Origin of the sequence: Agaribacter marinus (assembly GCF_030160655.1) — a bacterium.
Classification (GTDB): domain Bacteria; phylum Pseudomonadota; class Gammaproteobacteria; order Enterobacterales; family Alteromonadaceae; genus Glaciecola; species Glaciecola marina.
The window spans coordinates 619,351-637,011 of the sequence record NZ_BSOT01000005.1 but is presented as its reverse complement, the minus strand read 5'-3'; the positions used below and the strand labels follow the sequence as shown (position 1 = coordinate 637,011).

The window sequence follows — 17,661 nt, the reverse complement described above, 5'->3', positions numbered from 1 at the left end:
CGCGGCGCATTTTTTCCAGAGGAAGTTTAAGTGGCTGATAATAAACCGTCATTAAGTTATAAAGACGCGGGCGTAGACATCGACGCAGGTAATCAATTAGTAGACCGCATAAAATCGGTAAGCAAACGTACCCACCGCCCCGAAGTTAGAGGCGGTCTAGGCGGTTTTGGTGCACTCTGCTCGCTACCAACAAAATATCGCAACCCGTTATTGGTATCAGGGACTGACGGTGTAGGCACAAAATTACGCCTCGCGATGGACTTAGAAGCACATAGCGGTATTGGTATCGATTTAGTGGCCATGTGCGTAAATGACTTAATAGTACAAGGCGCAGAACCTTTATTCTTCCTTGATTATTATGCAACGGGCAAGCTCAATGTAGATACAGCAGCAGAAGTAGTCAGTGGTATAGGTGAAGGCTGTGAGCTATCGGGTTGTGCCCTTATTGGTGGTGAAACGGCAGAAATGCCAGGTATGTACCACGGTGAAGACTATGATGTAGCAGGCTTTTGTGTTGGCGTAGTTGAAGCGGATGATGTCATTGATGGCAGCAACGTGAAGGCAGGCAATAAAATTATTGCATTAGCATCTTCAGGTCCCCACTCTAATGGTTATTCTTTAATTAGAAAAATCATTGAGGTTGGCAATGTCAATGTAGACGACACGCTTGAAGGCAAAGCAATTAAAGATTGGTTACTTCAGCCTACACGCATTTATGTAAAGAATGTATTAGCACTGCTCGAAAAATACAAGGTAAATGCAATATCTCACATTACTGGCGGAGGGTTCTGGGAAAACATACCGCGTGTATTGCCAGAAAGTTTAACTGCCAATATTCAAGGTAATACTTGGGAGTGGCCAGCTATTTTCTCATTTTTACAAACTGCCGGAAATGTGACAACTCATGAAATGTATCGGACCTTTAATTGTGGCGTAGGTTTGATACTTGTTGTTGAGGATGATATAGCGGAAGAGTGCGCAGCACTTCTTAATCAGCTAGGTGAAAATGCATGGATAATTGGTGACGTCACTGACAACAATACAAATGAAGCTGTGATAATTGAGTAATGCAAAATAAACGCATTGTAATATTGGTATCCGGCAATGGTTCAAATGCACAAGCGATTATCGAGGCATGTCAGAGTAATGACATTCGCGGTGAAGTTTGTGCAATCATTTCTAATCGACCTACAGCATTTGCCTTACAAAGGGCTAAAAAAGCCGATATTGACGCAATTACTATTGATCATAAGGCCTATGATTCGCGCGAAAGTTTCGACCATGCCTTACAAAATAAAATAGATGCCTATTGCCCAGATATCATCGTTCTTGCTGGTTTCATGCGTATTCTTACGCCTGGGTTAGTTAAACACTACCACGGTAAAATGCTCAATATCCACCCTTCACTACTGCCGCTATATCCAGGTTTAAACACGCATCAACGTGCTATTGACAATGGTGACATAAAGCACGGTGCAAGTATTCATTTTGTTACTTGTGAACTTGATGGAGGACCGATCATAGCACAAACCGAAGTAAGTATATCGCCTGACGACACATCGGAAAGTTTAGCAAAAAAAGTCGCTCAGCGAGAATGGGACATATACCCTTTAGTCATTGCATGGTATTGTAGTGGGAGATTACGATTAGAGGATGACAGCGTGATATTCGATGACGAAAAGCTGTCCAGAAATGGATTACTCCATAATGAAGTTACTTTCTAAAGCATTTTCCAAACAAATATTCAGTAGCATTGTCTTTCTCCTTTTAACGTTCAATGTATTTGCTGCGAGTCCATTTTCAATCAAACCTTTTAATGCTGAGTACACGGCATACCACGACAATGACGAGGTAGGTAAAGCTACACTGCAGTTAGAAAAACTGCCTGACGATACCTATAAAATGCGATATACATCAAAAGTATCTAAGTTTTTCTTATCCGACAAACGTTATGAAACAAGTATTTTTTCAGTCGATACTAGTACATCGCAAACAGCAGAATTGCTCCCCATTAGTTATGAATATGTACGTAAAGGGACTGGCAGAAACAAATACTTGTTCGTCGAATTTAATCAACAAAACAAGCAAATATTAGTAAACGACGATGCTAAATTTCCTTGGGATGGTGAGCTTGATGGTCAACTACTAAGGCTCGATTTATCTCAGAGGTTATCGTCTAATGTAGACACATTTACGTATCATTTTATTAATTCGCGCGGCGAAAAACGTAGATACGTACTTGAAAAAATGAATAAAGAAACACTTAAGCTTCCCTATGGCGAAATTGACGCTATTAAAGTTAAAATTAATCGAGAAACAAATAAACGAAAAACCTACGTTTGGTTTGCTCCCTCTCTTAATTGGTCGCTAGTTCGATTACAACAATTCAAAGAAGGCAAAGAGCAAGGTGATATGAAATTATCTAGCTTTGTACAATAGCGTTGGTTTTGAATACTCATTCCTCATAAATGCTTATTTACGCCAATTATCAACACGACAATTAGTAGACTAATATGCTTGCCAATATACAACGTTTTTTAAGCAATATCTTTTTATCCATCTTTTGTATTTTTTTGTGCTTTGGCATACTGGATGCTGTATGGCTTGGTTGGTTGGCAACAGATATCTATCAGTCAGAAATGCGCAGTTTGTTAAGAAATGAATTTATCACTTGGCCTTGGGTAATATTTTACTTGATGTATGGCTTAGTTACATTTGTATTAGCAATCGTACCCAATAGAGAAAAGCCTTGGTTTTACGCCGCTATCGATGGTGCGCTGTTAGGCATAGCTAGCTACGGCGCATATAATCTTACGGCCTATAGTATCATTGACGGTTTTTCATTATCAATCATGTTAATTGATTGGGGTTGGGGCACCTTTTTAACAAGTATATCCGCAGTCGCCGGTTGGCTTGGTTTTCAATTTCTACGTAGGTAAACTTAGCATATGGGCCATACGACAAACTTGTATTGACTACTATTCCCACTATTTACCTTGCTTTTTTACAATATTGGATATAATTTAACATTTACAATTCTCTGGTCTGACCTTTGAGGCAGTTATGTCCGATTTTATCTGGTTAATGTTTGTACTTTCAACCTTAGGTGTCGTGAGTTACAAACAGTATTCACTGCAAACGTCAATTGTAGCCGTAGGTGTCGCTTTGTTTATCGCCACTGTATTCGGAGAACTTGGCTTTTTTAGTTGGTTAATTTATCTCGTTGTTGCAATACCGCTTGCGTATGAACCAATTCGTAAGGATGTATTGAGCAAGAAGCTGCTTGCATTTTACAAAAGCGTTTCCCCTGAAATGTCTAGTACTGAACAAGAGGCAATAGATGCTGGTACTGTTTGGTGGGACGGTGAACTATTTAGCGGCAAACCAGACTGGCAGAAACTACACAATATTTCTAAGCCTCGACTACGTGTTGAAGAACAAGCATTTTTAGATGGGCCTTGCGAAGAAGTGTGTTCGATGGTGGACGAATGGCAAATTAATCATGTAGACGCTGATTTACCTGACGAAATTTGGGCTTATGTAAAGGAGCACAAATTTTTTGCCATGATCATTGAAAAACAATACGGCGGTTTACAGTTTTCAGCTTATGCTCAGCGATGTGTATTGCAAAAGCTTGCTGGCGTAAGCGCCGTACTATCAAGTACCGTCGGCGTACCTAACTCTCTGGGGCCAGGCGAGCTTCTTCAACACTATGGAACAAAAGAACAACAAGATCATTATTTACCTCGACTTGCTGCTGGTGACGAGATCCCTTGTTTTGCGTTAACGAGTCCTGAAGCTGGTTCAGATGCTGGCGCAATTCCAGACAAAGGTATCATTTGCAAGGGGCAATTTAACGGTGAAGAAGTGTTGGGTATGTCACTCACGTTTAACAAGCGTTACATTACACTCGCCCCTATTGCCACCGTTGTCGGTTTAGCGTTTAAGCTGTATGACCCAGACAACCTGCTAGGCGACGAGAAAGAGCTGGGAATTACCTGCGCACTTATTCCGCGAGATACAGATGGTTTAGAGATAGGCAGACGTCACTTCCCGATGAATACGCCTTTTCATAACGGCCCATTAAAAGGAGAGAACATTTTTGTCCCATTGAGCTATATCATTGGTGGCGAAAAAATGGCAGGAAAAGGATGGCGCATGCTAATGGAATGTTTGTCCGTTGGGCGTTGTATAACTCTCCCCTCATCCGCTGCAGGTGGCGTCAAACAAATCGCATTGTCGACGGGTGCATATTCTCGTATTCGACGTCAATTCCGTTTGCCGATTGGCCAAATGGAGGGTGTAGAAGAAATGCTGGCTAGAATAGGCGGCAACGCTTATCTGATGGATGCTGTCACCTCACTGTCTACTGCAGGGGTAGATTTGGGAGAAAAACCATCAGTGATAAGTGCTATTTGCAAATACCATCTGACAGAAAAAATGCGAGATTGCGTAAATGATGCAATGGATGTGCATGGCGGTAAGGGAATTTGTCTTGGCCCAAACAATTATTTAGGCCGAGCATATCAAGGTACGCCAATTTCAATCACCGTTGAAGGGGCAAATATTTTAACCCGAAATATGATGATATTTGGGCAAGGCGCAATGCGCTGCCATCCGTACGTACTGGACGAAATTAAAGCGGCGGCGATAGACGATACAACAGAGCAACTGAATGCTTTTGACAAAGTCGTGTTTGGACACATCGGCTTTGCATTTAGCAATACCATTCGCTCAATATGGTTTTCGCTTACTGGTGGCAGACTGAGTGGCACGCCTTTTAGAGACGACACATCTAGATACTATCAAGCCTTACAAGGCTACTCTGCTAACCTAGCCTTACTGACCGATATATCTATGGGTGTATTAGGTGGAAGCTTAAAAAGACGTGAGCGGTTGTCCGCTCGTTTAGGCGATGTACTAAGTCATTTATATTTGGCAAGTGCAACATTAAAGCGGTATGACGAGCAAGGTCGTCTGCATGAAGATTTACCTTTTGTGCACTGGGCGCTGCAAGATAGTCTGCATAAAATAGATATTGCTATAGATGACTTTATCCGCAATTTCCCTTCAAGATCAGTAGCGTTATACCTTCGCGCAATCACAATGCCTTTTGGAAAACGCTTTGATAAACCGTCGGATGCCGTAGAAAGTAAAATTGCACAAATATTACAAACAACATGCGGTGCACGTGACAGGCTAGGATATGGGCAGTATTTAGGGAACTTATTCGGTGATCTTGAACAGACCCTCAAAAACGTTATTGCCGTTGAACCTATATTCGATAAGGTCTGTAAAGGATTAGGGGAAAAACTACAAATGACCCAACTAGATAAACTTGCCGATAGAGCGTTAGACGCAAACTTGATTAGTGAAGATGAAGCGCAACTGCTAAGAGATACGGAAGCTGGCAGACTTCGTACAATAAACGTAGATGATTTCGACACAAAAGAACTTGTTTCATCCAGCAGTAAAAAAGCGAAAACAACGAGAGCAAGAAAAACCAAAGCCGCTTGACCACCTGCTTACCTTCTCTCAGTGGTTAAAAAAATAAAACCGAGTACTAGGGCTTGTTGATCTTTTCTGTACAAGTTTTGTTCAATCTGAGTGCATTTGATCGCGGCACTTGATTGCAGGCATAGTTATTCTACGTCAAAAGCAAGTAACAAAGAGCAAATGCACTCAGCTTGAACCCGAAGGGCAGTGCTTGTGATTCATTTCTGCTGTTTTATCACTCCTTCATGTAGAATAACTACACGACAGTCGTTCTGCATTGCACAAATGAATCACAAACCGCTGCAAAATTGCACAGCAAAGATCAACAAGCCCTAGTACTCGGTTTTATTTTTTACTATTCAAGCGTGTAAATACGCACCAATTAAGACGTTAATGCCCGCAATTCCGCTTTTTCTCGCGTAGACAAAAACGCTTGCTCAATTGCATTGGATTTCAGTGTTTCAATCTGCTCACCAGAAAAATTAAGTACATTTTCAGCAAGTGAAAACTCATCGTTGAGCGTTATATTAGACACGCCGGGGTCGTCAGTATGTAAGCTCACTTGAATACCGTTTTTTAAAAACGTCGATACTGGATGAGTCTCAAGGTTTGTCCAAGTACCTGTTTGGTAATTTGACGTTAAACACGCCTCTATCCCAATTTTCTCTATCGCTAAATAATTTAGCAATTCGAGATCTCTAATTGCATTTACACCATGACCAATTCGATTTGCACCTAAATCCTTTATTGCCCGCCAGACACTACCAGCACCATCAGCTTCACCCGCATGAATGGTAACATTTAAGCCTGCCTGATGGACCTTTTTAAAATGAGGTATAAACAAAGACGCCGGAAATCCTAATTCATCACCAGCCAAATCTACCGCAACAAAATGGGCTTTGTAGGCAAGTATTGCCGCAAGTTCATTCGAGCACGCCTTTACACCGTAAGAGCGGCTAAGTATTCCAATTAAATTAACTTTTACATCAAATGCTTGCATGCCAGCATGTACACCACTAACAACGGCATCAACGACATCATATATATCGAGCTTGTTTGAACGCGCCATATAATACGGAGAAAAACGCAACTCAACATAAGACAAGCCCTCATTAAATGCATCTTCAACATTTTCAAACGCAACTCTATAACAGTCTTCTACACTGGTGAGGACAGATACGCCATAGTCCAGCTTTTGTAAAAAAGCTAATAAATCAGACGTTTTGTCTTGTATAAAAATAAGTTTTTGAAGTGACGCTAACGAGTGTTTGGCGAGCGGCAGTCCTTTTTTGCTCGCAATATCCAGTATCGTTGAAGGCCGTATATTGCCGTCCAAATGACGATGGAGATCAATCAATGGCAACATGTGTTTTCTGTCTTGCGCTAGTCTAATTGAAGCTTTTCAATTGCCACTAGTATTTGCGTGCGCGACTTAACATTCAAACGCTTAAAAATCATGCTAATGTGCGCTTTTACTGTCGCTTCTGTCACACTCAAATGATCGGCAATTTGTTTGTTCATCATGCCTTGCTTAATAAACCTTAATACCTGAAATTGTTTTGGTGTAAGCTCTTTCACCTGTTGCGCAATTTCCAACGTATCTGAATTAACTTCAACCAACTCCTTTTTAATATGCTCTGGTATCCATTTTTCACCATCTAATACTGTTTTTAACGCAATAATAAGATCTGTGGTGGGTGTCGTTTTTGGAATAAATGCATCAGCCCCAAACTCTAAAACCTGCGAAATAACATCGATGGAATCAGTGGCAGAAACTACAGCAATTGGTAAGTCTGGGTATGTTTGTTTTATTCTTAACAAGCCGTAAAAGTTATCACACCCCGGCATGTTCAAATCTAAAAGAAGTAAATTGAGCCGTCTGTTATTACGTATGACATTAACGGTAGAATTAAAAGAATCCGATTCTAAGTAAGTAACGCGATCAAACTCTGTCTTAAGGGCACCTTTTAAGGCTTCCCTATACAATGGATGATCATCTGCGATTAAAAATTTAAGCATATGAATTTTGGTTTCCTCTAAAGTACTGCTGAATCTTTATCTTCGTTGGAATTGAGATACCTTAAATTTCAGCTAATTTATTATTATAATTACAATAAGAGTTGTACATGTCTCCCATAATGGGTTTACACCTCTTTGGTATGTATATCTATCAGTATACTCCCCAGAGAGTTTTAATGCATGATCATAATATGTGCACGTATAATATACACACAATGTACAAACCAAAAAGGTGCAAACCTTAAACTATTGTAGTCATATTACAGGAAGTATGAAAGACTATATTTGTGCTAAGTTTAAAACAGTTAATTATAAGTAAAACACAAGTTAAATATTGATGAAAAATACCCCCTCCGATTCCGGTGAAGATAAAATTTTTGCAAGCCCGCAGAGTGAAGTCGCCCCCTTTAGTTTTAATGAGTCCGTAGTTGATGTATTTCCCGACATGATCAACCGTTCTGTGCCAGGTTATGGTGAGATAATTTCGAGCATTCCGAAAATTTTACGACACTATATCGACAGTGACACACTCATTTACGATTTAGGTTGTTCTTTGGGTGCCACCTCATTGTCAATTGCTAGAACATTCCCAACCCTCCCCATTACAATCAAGGCAATCGACTATTCTGATGCGATGGTAGAACGCTGCAAGCAGCGAATTGGTGCGTACAACTACCAAGCGAAAATCGACATTAAACAAGGCGATATTTGTCTAGTTGAACTTGCGCAGTGCAATGTGGTTATTATTAATTTTACCTTACAATTCATTTCCCGCGATAAACGCCAAGCGCTTTTAAGCAAAATTTACGATGCCTTAAAGCCCGGTGGGATCTTTATTTTATCAGAAAAAATATCTGATGAAGATGCGCTTATGAGAGAGAGGCTGATTGAGCTGCATCACGATTTTAAGCGAGATAACGGATATTCTGAGCTAGAAATAAGTCAAAAACGAAGTGCCTTAGAAAACGTCATGGTCATCGATTCATTAAGTATGCACAAACGCAGACTGCGCGAAGCTGGCTTTAAACATCAATCAGTATGGTTTCAACATTTTAATTTTGTATCAATGATGGCGATTAAATAATGTCAATTAATACGTGGAAAACCGATTTTTATCGTGCAACGCTAGATTCAGATTTAAGTCAGCAGTTAAATAACCTAGCAAGTGCACTAAACGCTTGGGAAGATAAATCTCAACATGCAGATCAAAAAATGTGGCGTAAACAACTTTCACATTTACCCAATATAAACCCAAGTGTATTTTCGCTAGGTGATATCGTTACTATAGGTGCCGAAGATGATTTAGTTGAAGGTGAAAAGCTAAGGCTCAGACAAGTTTTACAGAACTACATGCCGTGGCGCAAAGGACCATTTCGTTTATTTGGGGTAGATATTAATACCGAGTGGCGCTCAGATTGGAAGTGGCAACGCGTAATTCCGCATATTGATAAACTCGAAAATCGGCGAGTATTAGATGTTGGTTGCGGTAGTGGTTATCACCTCTTCAGGATGGCACAAGAAAACGCCACGCAAGTCATCGGTATTGATCCAACAGCATTGTTCTTCTATCAATTTCATTGTTTTAAACGCTACCTCCCGACTATAAACGTACACTATTTACCCTTAGGTGTAGAAGACTTACCCGCCACTAATTGCTTTGATACGGTATTTTCTATGGGAGTACTCTATCATCGCCTCGATCCGCTGCTGTTTTTAAAACAGCTAAAACAACAACTAGTGAAAGGCGGGCAACTGGTACTAGAAACGCTAGTTATCGACGGCAATCAACAACAAGTACTCATGCCCGGTGAAAGGTATGCGCAAATGCGGAATGTTTATTTTATTCCAAGTTGTGAGGCAATGCTGGTGTGGCTAAAAAAAGTGGGCTTTAACGATCCTAAGTTGGTCGACATGAATACGACCACTACCGACGAACAACGAACAACTGAGTGGATGCCAAACCATTCGCTCTCTAACTTTTTAGACCCAGAAGATAAAGCAAAGACGATAGAAGGATATCCTTCGCCTAAAAGAGCCACATTTGTTGCCTACAAATGATTCATCAAATACCTCTTCTGCCAACATTGGCACAATACCTGAAATATATTTTCCTAACTAAGGAAAAATTTTGTTTAATGAGTGGTATTAAATGACAGATGAGACAAGCCTTTCGAGGCTTAAAGAACATTTTTTAAAAGAACAAAAACTTCCTTCTGCATACTGGGCGATTGCACAAAGATGGTTCATACCGATGTTTGAGCAACTGAAGATGCACCAATTGAGTACTAACGCCCCACTTTTGATCGGTGTAAATGGGGCACAGGGCTCGGGGAAATCTACCGTTACAGCCTTAATGGTAAAATACTTCAATGAACAAGCAAATATCCCGACGATTGGATTCTCAATTGACGATTTTTACTATTCAAAGGCCAAACGAAAGCAGCTAGCATCTGACATACATCCCTTACTTGAAACTCGAGGCGTCCCTGGCACTCACGATACTCAGCTACTTTCAAGCACGCTTGATTCGCTTTTGGCTGGTGACGATTGTCTTATCCCGAAATTTAATAAAGCAAACGACGATTTACATGAAAAATCCTCATGGGAAGTAGTAAAAAGAAGTACACAATACAAGATAATCATTCTGGAAGGTTGGTGCGTAGGCAGTCGCTCAGTAAACGAAAATACGCTCAGTAATACCCCAAACATTTTGGAAGAGTTGAATGATCCGGGGTTGGATTGGCGAAAATACGTCAATACGCAATTGAAGCAACGTTATGAGCCAATATTTGATAGGCTCAATAAGTTAATACTTTTAAAGGCCCCTTCCTTCGAATGCGTTTATAAATGGCGATTGGAGCAAGAGCATAAAATGCGTGAACGTTTGAGTTCATCTAGTGCTAAAGTAGGTATGAGTGACAGTGAAATCCATACGTTCATACAATACTATCAAAGGATCACTGAAGAAAACTTGCAAACTTTACCAGAATATTGCAACTATGTATTTGAATTGGACACCAACCGAAATATTTGTAACTGCGACAATATATGAAGCCAGAACAACAAAAAGTTATTATCTTCACCGATTTAGACGGCACACTACTCGATCATTATACATATTCATTTGATGCTGCTAGCCCAACCATCGACAGGTTAAAAAAGATGGGGGCTATTATTGTCCCCAATACCAGTAAAACGATGGCTGAAGTCATTGAACTAAACAAAAAAATTGGGTTAAACGGCGCATTTATTATTGAAAATGGCGCAGCTATTGTAATACCCAAGAACTTTTTGCCTGAAAAACCTCGTGGCGCACAATGGTCGTCTGGCTATTGGATCGTACCTTTTGCCCCTAAGCGAAGTCATTGGACCGGCGTATTAAGTAAATTGGCCGCAGACTTTAATAACGAGTTTGAAGCATTTTCAGAGATGAATAACGAACGTATTTGCGAAGTCACGGGCTTAGAGCCAAGCGATGCAGAGTTAGCCGCACAGCGTCAATTTGGCGAACCGGTGCTTTGGAAATCGAGTGCGGATAGGCAAGAGCAATTTATTCAACAAGCAAAAAAATACGGAGCATCTCCGCTTATAGGCGGTCGGTTTGTACACATGTGTGGTGACACAAATAAAGGAAAGGCATTACTTTGGTTAATCAATGAATACAAAAGACAGCATCACCAAGCTGCCGTCGCCAGTATTGCCCTTGGCGATGGCAAAAACGACATCGCAATGTTAGAAGTAGCGGGCACAGCAGTCCGCATTGCCTCTCCTGTCCATGAGCCACCGTTACTGACGAGAGAGACACGCGTAATTACGACGAAAGGATACGGGCCGGTTGGTTGGACAGAAGCGTTAAACCAACTGGTCCCGCCAACACACAGCAACATAAAGGAAAACTAAATGGCTGATTTTTATCAAAATGGCATAATCACAACGCTGCACAATCTTAACTCTAGGCGTGTTGAAGATTTAGAAAGCGAATTGGTGCAGTTTTCCAAGCATAGACCCTTGGGCTTGATTCTCCCTTCTCTTTATTCTGAATTAGAGGGCAGCGCCCTGCCCGCTATTATCGATCAAATCAAAGACGTACCTTATTTAAATGAAATAGTTATCGGTTTAGACAGAGCGACTGAAGATCAATACAAACGTGCACTGACGTTTTTCGGGCAACTAAAACAACCTCACCGTGTCCTTTGGAACGAAGGGCCAAGACTACGGGCACTCGACGAAGAATTACAGTCACTCGGTGTAGCGCCTAAAGAGTTAGGTAAAGGTCGCAACGTTTGGTATTGCATGGGCTACATACTAGCATCCAATAAAGTAGAGAGTGTTGCCTTGCATGATTGCGATATCGTCACGTATGACCGCTCATTACTTGCTAAGCTTATTTATCCCGTAGCAAACCCGCAGTTTAACTACGAATTTTGTAAGGGCTATTACGCCCGTGTTGCAGATGGCAAGATTAATGGCCGTGTATCTCGCTTACTGGTAACGCCCTTGCTTAGGGCATTGCAGCATTCTGTGGGTCATAATGATTACTTAGATTTTATGGATAGTTTCAGGTATCCATTAGCGGGTGAGTTTTCATTCCGCCGTGACGTCTTAAACGACATTCGCATTCCAAGTGATTGGGGATTAGAAATAGGTGTGCTCTCTGAAATGCACAGAAACTACTCTCACAATCGATTGTGCCAAGCCGACATTGCGGATGCGTATGATCATAAGCATCAAGACTTATCACTCAATAACGACCAAGGTGGTTTGTCAAAGATGTCCATCGATATTACCAAAGCGCTTTTTCGTAAACTAGCGACGCAAGGGACGACGTTTAGTACAGAAACGTTTAGAACAATAAAAGCCACTTACTTTAGGATCGCCTTGGATTTCATTGAAACTTATCATAATGATGCAGTCATGAATGGCCTGAAACTTGACATTCACTCAGAAGAAAAAGCCGTCGAAATGTTTGCCCAAAACATTATGAAGGCTGGCAGTAGTTTCTTAGAAAACCCAATGGAAACTCCATTTATACCTAGTTGGAACCGTGTCGTTAGCGCAAAACCAGACGTGTTTGAATGCCTAAGAAACGCGGTTGAAGAAGATACAAAGGAATTCTCTGGAAGCTAAATAATATGCAAACAGTATTTGAACAATTACGAGAAAAAGTGATTCTCCACCTTTCGACTATCTATGCAGAAATTGAATTAGATAGAGATTATGAGACACTCGCCGACGAAATTATTACGACAATGCGGCTTAATTCTTCGAATGTAGGACAGTTATCAGCTCACACAAACCTATGGACTGAAGAAGACATTGTCCTGATTACCTACGGCGATAGTGTCATAGAAACTACCGATGACATGGTAGATTCGAGCAATAACCCGCCTTTAGAAACACTCAAAGTATTTTTAGATAAATATTGTGCAAAAGCCGTCAACCATGTGCATATATTGCCGTTTTTTCCTTATAGCTCTGACGACGGGTTTTCAGTTATTGACTACTCAACGGTAAACCAAGGGCTTGGTGACTGGGAGCACATACAAAAAATAACCGAAAACTTTGGTTTAATGGCTGATTTAGTCATCAACCATTGTTCAGCAAGAAGTGCATGGTTTCAACAATTCATAGATGACGTGCCGCCTGGAAATAAATATTTTTTTACAGCATCTCCTGAGGATGACACCAGCTTAGTCGTTCGTCCAAGAACTTCACCACTACTACGAGAAACAAAAACGGCAGCGGGTATAAAACATGTCTGGTGTACGTTTAGCCATGATCAAGTCGATTTTGATTTTAGAAATCCTGACGTGCTTATCGCATTTGCAGAAATCATCCGTTTATACATGGACAAGGGCACACGCATATTCCGCTTGGATGCGATTGCCTTTTTGTGGAAAAAGAATAACTCATCTTGTATTAACCTCGATGAAACTCACGAAGCAGTCAAACTTTTTCGCACCTTAATAGAAAATGTTGACCCATCAGCAATCATTATCACCGAAACTAATATTCCAAATAGACAAAACCTCACTTACTTCGGCAATGCTAACGAAGCACACGGCATATATAATTTTTCCTTGCCGCCATTATTGGTCAACACCCTACTCACTGGCGATTGTTTTTATTTGAAGTCCTGGATGATGAGCATGCCGCCCGCACAAAACGGGACATTTTACTTTAATTTTATTGCGTCTCATGACGGCATTGGCTTACGTCCAGCAGAAGGCTTATTAGATGACAATGAAATCAATAACCTAGTAAATTGTATTCAATCATTTGGTGGAAAGGTCTCATGGCGTAGCACTGAAGACGGTAAACAAAAACCGTATGAAATGAATATTGCATTAATAGATGCATTGCAAGGCACCATTGACGGCCCAGACCAATGGCAAATTGAAAGATTTATCTGTGCCCATGCGATCATGTTTGGGCTAGAAGGTGTACCTGGGCTGTATATTCATAGCTTACTAGGCACAACGAACGATTACGACAAGGTTGTCAATACGGGGCAAAATCGCTCTATCAATCGACATAGGTGGGTATACGAAGAATTAGTTGAAGAGCTTGATGATGTGCACTCACTTCATCATCAAGTTCTGACAAAATTAACACAACTACTGCATATCAGGCGTGCACAACCTGCCTTCCATCCAAATGCAACGCAATTTACCTTGCAATTAGGGCGTAAGATATTTGGGTATTGGCGTCAGAGCTTAGATAGAAGACAAAGTATATTCTGTGTTTCGAACATTACGAACAACACTATGGAAGTCAAATTGTCTGATATCAATTTAATTGGTACAGATGAATGGATAGATTTGATTAGTCAGCAACATATTGTAATGGAGCAAGCAATCTTAGTATTGGAGCCTTACCAGACGGTATGGATTTCTAACATGTTCGACCGAGATTGATTTAACGCACTATTGATATTAAAAAGCTGCCAAACAGAGTTTTTTGGCAGCTTTTTCACTTAAGATACTACTTAATTATAAGGCGCATTAACCTTTGCTCTGGGCGCGTTAGAGAACAATCTCTATTCGTATTTTCTCTCTCTTTTAATATCAATCGTATCGATATAACCGTGCCAAGTTGCATAGCCAATAATAGGCATTAATATCAAAAATGACACAAAAAAGGTTAGGAAGCCAATTAACACAGACAGTGCGATAATACAGGCCCACACAAACATGGGGAGTTTATTTCGCCATACAGCATTCATGCTAGTTAACACGGCGGTTGCTAAATCAACGCGACGCTCTAACAAAATGGGTTGTGTAAAGGCACTTAAGAAAAACACTAGTGTCGTGAAGAACACACCGACCACTGTTCCCAAGACTAAAAATGGCCATAAGTTCGTAAAGTCTGGTTCCATATAACTTGGGTACAACGCATGGATGATAGACGCCACACGCAGCCAAAAAATCATTAGTATCATTAACATGATACCAAACCCCCACTCATTCACAGCATTGCGTGACATCGCTTTTAATGAGTGTCTCAATGACGGTTTATGATTCTTTTCAAATTGCCACGAAACATCATATAAGCCAGCGGCCAAATATGGCCCAATTAGCATAAAACAAACCATTGCAGGAAAAATAACCAGGTACCAAGAGGTAGCAGCAACTAAGAAAAATATCGATAAAGGGAGTAAGGTAAAAATTAAGCCATAGGTAAGGCTGACCGTTTTAGCATTCATAAAATCGTTAATGGCCAGTGATATCCATTTAAACGAATCAAATAGATCCAATTCTCTACACGGGATGACGCGAGCAATACCACTTTGCGTGATTGCATTATCGCTCACTTCTTCGAACTTCTGAGACATAAAAATCTCCTCGTCGTTTGAGTGTTGTTAACTTGCATTTCTAGTTATTCTCGTTTCAAACATGAAATTATAAATGCAACCAGTGCATAATAAGCTCACGTTCTACACTTAATACTATGTAAAGCACTCAATAAGGTCAAAAATTGTTCACAATTTGTTTGCGTTATGTCAATTTTTTTAAATTTACCTACCCTCTCATTAATTTTGGACGACGGGCCGCCATGCTATGGTGGTAGAATATTGTTGATGTAAAAATTCGTTCAACTCACTAAAACTGGTCACATCCCTATTCGCTCCCAAAATCATTTCAGCGACAAAACGATGGCAATTTTGTCGAATAAGATGGTAATCGTACAAGGCATAGAGATGTTCTTTCGCACGTAGTGCGCAAAGCTCATCACCAATAACATCGACGTCACTACATGCGGCATAAATGGCATCACCACTTCGATTGGATAAAAAGCGTTCAGGGCTTACGCAACGCACTAAACCACTGCCATTTAATTCATAAATATTACCATCTACCCATACACCTGTATGGTCAAGAATTTCATAAATACCACAACATACAACGGTACCGTTTTTAGGGATGACACCGAAAGAATCATCCTCAGGCATTATTGAGACAATCCCTTTTCGCCTCATATTGGCGGTGTTGGCTTTGTTACTTGCATAGATACCCAAAGCAGCTGCACCTAACCACAATAATGGTGCTGGCATAAAAATACCTCTTATCGTCACACATGTTTTTAAGATACTACGACACTAAATTGCATAAATGTTTGAAAAACTGTATCAAAACATGTTTATTTCACTTAACAGCACAACATGGATGCATTATTCTTAGGCCAAATTTTTTGACAACAGTTCCCTACATGCGTGAAGTAAAGCAGGCCACTAAACTTAAAAACGTTGACTATGACATTCGAGGTCCAATTTTAGAACAAGCCAATAAGATGGAAGACGCGGGCGAACGCATCTTAAAGTTAAATATAGGAAATCCGGCTCCCTTCGGCTTTGATGCACCTGAAGATATTTTAAAAGACGTGATAAGACAGCTGCCTAAAGCGCAAGGATATTCAGACGCGCAAGGCATATATAGTGCACGCGTTGCGGTAATGCAGTATTACCAACAAAAAGGGATCAGTAATATTGCCATTAATGACGTGTATTTAGGCAATGGTGTTAGCGAACTAATTACTTTGTCAATGCAAGCATTGTTGGATACTGATGACGAAGTCCTAATCCCAAGCCCAGATTATCCATTGTGGACAGCGTCGGTCAATTTATCTTCAGGTAATGCGGTGCATTATAAATGCGATGAATCCGCTGATTGGTTTCCAGATATCGATGATATAAGAGCAAAAATTAGTAAGCGAACCAAAGCCATTGTCATTATTAATCCAAACAACCCTACCGGCGCGGTATATAGCAAAGAATTGCTTATGCAAATATGTGATGTCGCCAGAGAGTTTGGTTTAGTTATCTTTAGCGACGAAATATACGACAAAGTACTATATGACGAAGTTAACCATACAAGTATTGCGTCCTTAGCCCCCGATTTGTTTTGCGTGACGCTAAGTGGTTTATCTAAAAATTATCGTGTCGCCGGCTTCAGAGCGGGTTGGATGCTTGTCAGTGGGAATAAAAAAATTGCGCGTAATTACATCGAGGGCTTAACGTTCATGTCCTCGATGAGAATGTGCTCGAATGTCCCCTGTCAACACGCAATCCAAACCGCATTAGGCGGGTATCAAAGTATTAACGATTTGGTGTCAGGTGATGGCCGTTTGGTGGCTCAGCGCGATATTGCATGGCAAGGCTTAAACAACATTCCAGGCATAAGCTGCGTAAAACCTCAGGGGGCGATGTATTGTTTCGCCAGAGTCGATACCCAAATGTATAACGTCGATACTGACGAAAAATTAATACTCGACATACTTAAAGATAAGAAGATTTTGCTTGTGCATGGCAGTGCATTTAATTTGCGTGAAGGATGTTATTTTAGACTTGTCTTCCTACCACATAAAGATGTCCTGTCACCTGCCCTCAACAAAATCGAAGATTTCTTTTTGCGGAGCGCTATAAAAAAATAGACACTCCTGTCATTCAACTAAGATTAAAGGTAAAAACTGACGAAACATAAGGACATGTTGACCAACTATCGACGTATATGAGCGAGTCAGATAAATAACGCTTCGCGCCAACTGTAAATCTTTTATCTACCCCTCCTACTCACGCAAAGGATAAACAACACTGGCACTCGTTTAAGGTGTTGTTTACCCCTTTATAAAAAGGCATACTCGCTGTCC

16 protein-coding genes are annotated in these 17,661 nt (G+C 40.6%); 12 read left to right on the top strand and 4 right to left on the bottom strand.

Annotated elements, in window-relative coordinates; translation table 11 throughout:
- The first annotated feature begins 30 nt into the window (after nt 1-30).
- From purM to fadE, 5 genes are all read left to right on the top strand, one after another.
- The gene (gene purM / locus QQK00_RS04355) at nt 31-1,068 is read left to right on the top strand and encodes a phosphoribosylformylglycinamidine cyclo-ligase (RefSeq protein WP_284216255.1); all 1,038 of its coding nucleotides are present in this window, start codon (nt 31-33) and stop codon (nt 1,066-1,068) included.
- Nucleotides 1,068-1,724: a phosphoribosylglycinamide formyltransferase gene (purN, locus tag QQK00_RS04350; protein ID WP_284216254.1), complete on the top strand. Its 657-nt coding sequence runs from the start codon at nt 1,068-1,070 to the stop codon at nt 1,722-1,724. The genes purM and purN overlap by 1 nt, the downstream gene beginning before the upstream one ends.
- Nucleotides 1,708-2,439, top strand: coding sequence for a DUF3108 domain-containing protein (locus QQK00_RS04345; RefSeq protein ID WP_284216253.1), 732 nt, complete (start codon nt 1,708-1,710; stop codon nt 2,437-2,439). The genes purN and QQK00_RS04345 overlap by 17 nt, the downstream gene beginning before the upstream one ends.
- 74 nt (nt 2,440-2,513) lie before the next feature.
- Nucleotides 2,514-2,939: a DUF2177 family protein gene (locus tag QQK00_RS04340; RefSeq protein ID WP_284216252.1), complete on the top strand. Its 426-nt coding sequence runs from the start codon at nt 2,514-2,516 to the stop codon at nt 2,937-2,939.
- A gap of 124 nt (nt 2,940-3,063) precedes the next feature.
- Complete coding sequence (gene fadE, locus QQK00_RS04335) at nt 3,064-5,517, top strand: acyl-CoA dehydrogenase FadE (RefSeq protein ID WP_284216251.1); 2,454 nt, start codon at nt 3,064-3,066, stop codon at nt 5,515-5,517.
- 361 nt (nt 5,518-5,878) lie between these two features.
- Here the strand turns inward: fadE and add are convergent, their stop codons facing one another.
- Nucleotides 5,879-6,862, bottom strand: a complete 984-nt coding sequence (gene add, locus QQK00_RS04330; protein ID WP_284216250.1) for an adenosine deaminase — start codon at nt 6,860-6,862, stop codon at nt 5,879-5,881.
- 17 nt (nt 6,863-6,879) lie between these two features.
- Nucleotides 6,880-7,515 (bottom strand): LuxR C-terminal-related transcriptional regulator, encoded by a 636-nt coding sequence (locus tag QQK00_RS04325; protein ID WP_284216249.1) that lies wholly within the window; start codon nt 7,513-7,515, stop codon nt 6,880-6,882.
- 337 nt (nt 7,516-7,852) lie between these two features.
- Between QQK00_RS04325 and cmoA the strand changes: the two genes are divergently transcribed.
- The 6 genes from cmoA (at nt 7,853) to QQK00_RS04295 (ending at nt 14,432) form a co-directional block, all read left to right on the top strand.
- On the top strand, nt 7,853-8,599 hold the full coding sequence (gene cmoA / locus QQK00_RS04320; protein WP_284216248.1) for a carboxy-S-adenosyl-L-methionine synthase CmoA: 747 nt from the start codon (nt 7,853-7,855) through the stop codon (nt 8,597-8,599).
- Nucleotides 8,599-9,573 carry a tRNA 5-methoxyuridine(34)/uridine 5-oxyacetic acid(34) synthase CmoB gene (cmoB, locus tag QQK00_RS04315; protein WP_284216247.1) on the top strand — a complete coding sequence of 325 codons (975 nt, stop codon included), beginning with the start codon at nt 8,599-8,601 and terminating at the stop codon, nt 9,571-9,573. Before cmoA ends, cmoB begins: the two co-directional genes overlap by 1 nt.
- Before the next feature lie 91 nt (nt 9,574-9,664).
- Nucleotides 9,665-10,567, top strand: a complete 903-nt coding sequence (locus tag QQK00_RS04310; RefSeq protein WP_284216246.1) for a kinase — start codon at nt 9,665-9,667, stop codon at nt 10,565-10,567.
- Nucleotides 10,564-11,415, top strand: coding sequence for an HAD-IIB family hydrolase (locus QQK00_RS04305; RefSeq protein WP_284216245.1), 852 nt, complete (start codon nt 10,564-10,566; stop codon nt 11,413-11,415). Before QQK00_RS04310 ends, QQK00_RS04305 begins: the two co-directional genes overlap by 4 nt.
- Nucleotides 11,416-12,642, top strand: a complete 1,227-nt coding sequence (locus QQK00_RS04300) for a glycosyltransferase family protein (protein WP_284216244.1) — start codon at nt 11,416-11,418, stop codon at nt 12,640-12,642.
- A 5-nt stretch (nt 12,643-12,647) separates the two neighbouring features.
- Complete coding sequence (locus QQK00_RS04295; RefSeq protein ID WP_284216243.1) at nt 12,648-14,432, top strand: sugar phosphorylase; 1,785 nt, start codon at nt 12,648-12,650, stop codon at nt 14,430-14,432.
- A 122-nt stretch (nt 14,433-14,554) separates the two neighbouring features.
- Here the strand turns inward: QQK00_RS04295 and QQK00_RS04290 are convergent, their stop codons facing one another.
- Nucleotides 14,555-15,349 carry a DUF2189 domain-containing protein gene (locus QQK00_RS04290; protein WP_284216242.1) on the bottom strand — a complete coding sequence of 265 codons (795 nt, stop codon included), beginning with the start codon at nt 15,347-15,349 and terminating at the stop codon, nt 14,555-14,557.
- Nucleotides 15,350-15,547: 198 nt separating this feature from the next.
- A complete protein-coding gene (locus tag QQK00_RS04285) occupies nt 15,548-16,069 on the bottom strand; it encodes a hypothetical protein (RefSeq protein WP_284216241.1) in 522 nt (173 codons plus the stop codon).
- 155 nt (nt 16,070-16,224) lie between these two features.
- On the opposite strand from QQK00_RS04285, the gene QQK00_RS04280 reads away from it, so the two are divergent.
- Nucleotides 16,225-17,445, top strand: a complete 1,221-nt coding sequence (locus tag QQK00_RS04280) for a pyridoxal phosphate-dependent aminotransferase (protein WP_284217562.1) — start codon at nt 16,225-16,227, stop codon at nt 17,443-17,445.
- Nucleotides 17,446-17,661 lie beyond the last annotated feature (216 nt).

Coding starts and splice junctions, on each gene's coding strand:
- QQK00_RS04280 (WP_284217562.1), top strand. CDS start 16,225: ATGCGTGAAGTAAAGCAGGCCACTAAACTTAAAAACGTTGACTATGAC.
- QQK00_RS04305 (WP_284216245.1), top strand. CDS start 10,564: ATGAAGCCAGAACAACAAAAAGTTATTATCTTCACCGATTTAGACGGC.
- cmoA (WP_284216248.1), top strand. CDS start 7,853: ATGAAAAATACCCCCTCCGATTCCGGTGAAGATAAAATTTTTGCAAGC.
- QQK00_RS04290 (WP_284216242.1), bottom strand. CDS start 15,349: ATGTCTCAGAAGTTCGAAGAAGTGAGCGATAATGCAATCACGCAAAGT.
- cmoB (WP_284216247.1), top strand. CDS start 8,599: ATGTCAATTAATACGTGGAAAACCGATTTTTATCGTGCAACGCTAGAT.
- fadE (WP_284216251.1), top strand. CDS start 3,064: ATGTCCGATTTTATCTGGTTAATGTTTGTACTTTCAACCTTAGGTGTC.
- QQK00_RS04285 (WP_284216241.1), bottom strand. CDS start 16,069: ATGCCAGCACCATTATTGTGGTTAGGTGCAGCTGCTTTGGGTATCTAT.
- QQK00_RS04300 (WP_284216244.1), top strand. CDS start 11,416: ATGGCTGATTTTTATCAAAATGGCATAATCACAACGCTGCACAATCTT.
- QQK00_RS04345 (WP_284216253.1), top strand. CDS start 1,708: ATGAAGTTACTTTCTAAAGCATTTTCCAAACAAATATTCAGTAGCATT.
- QQK00_RS04295 (WP_284216243.1), top strand. CDS start 12,648: ATGCAAACAGTATTTGAACAATTACGAGAAAAAGTGATTCTCCACCTT.
- QQK00_RS04340 (WP_284216252.1), top strand. CDS start 2,514: ATGCTTGCCAATATACAACGTTTTTTAAGCAATATCTTTTTATCCATC.
- purN (WP_284216254.1), top strand. CDS start 1,068: ATGCAAAATAAACGCATTGTAATATTGGTATCCGGCAATGGTTCAAAT.
- QQK00_RS04310 (WP_284216246.1), top strand. CDS start 9,665: ATGACAGATGAGACAAGCCTTTCGAGGCTTAAAGAACATTTTTTAAAA.
- add (WP_284216250.1), bottom strand. CDS start 6,862: ATGTTGCCATTGATTGATCTCCATCGTCATTTGGACGGCAATATACGG.
- QQK00_RS04325 (WP_284216249.1), bottom strand. CDS start 7,515: ATGCTTAAATTTTTAATCGCAGATGATCATCCATTGTATAGGGAAGCC.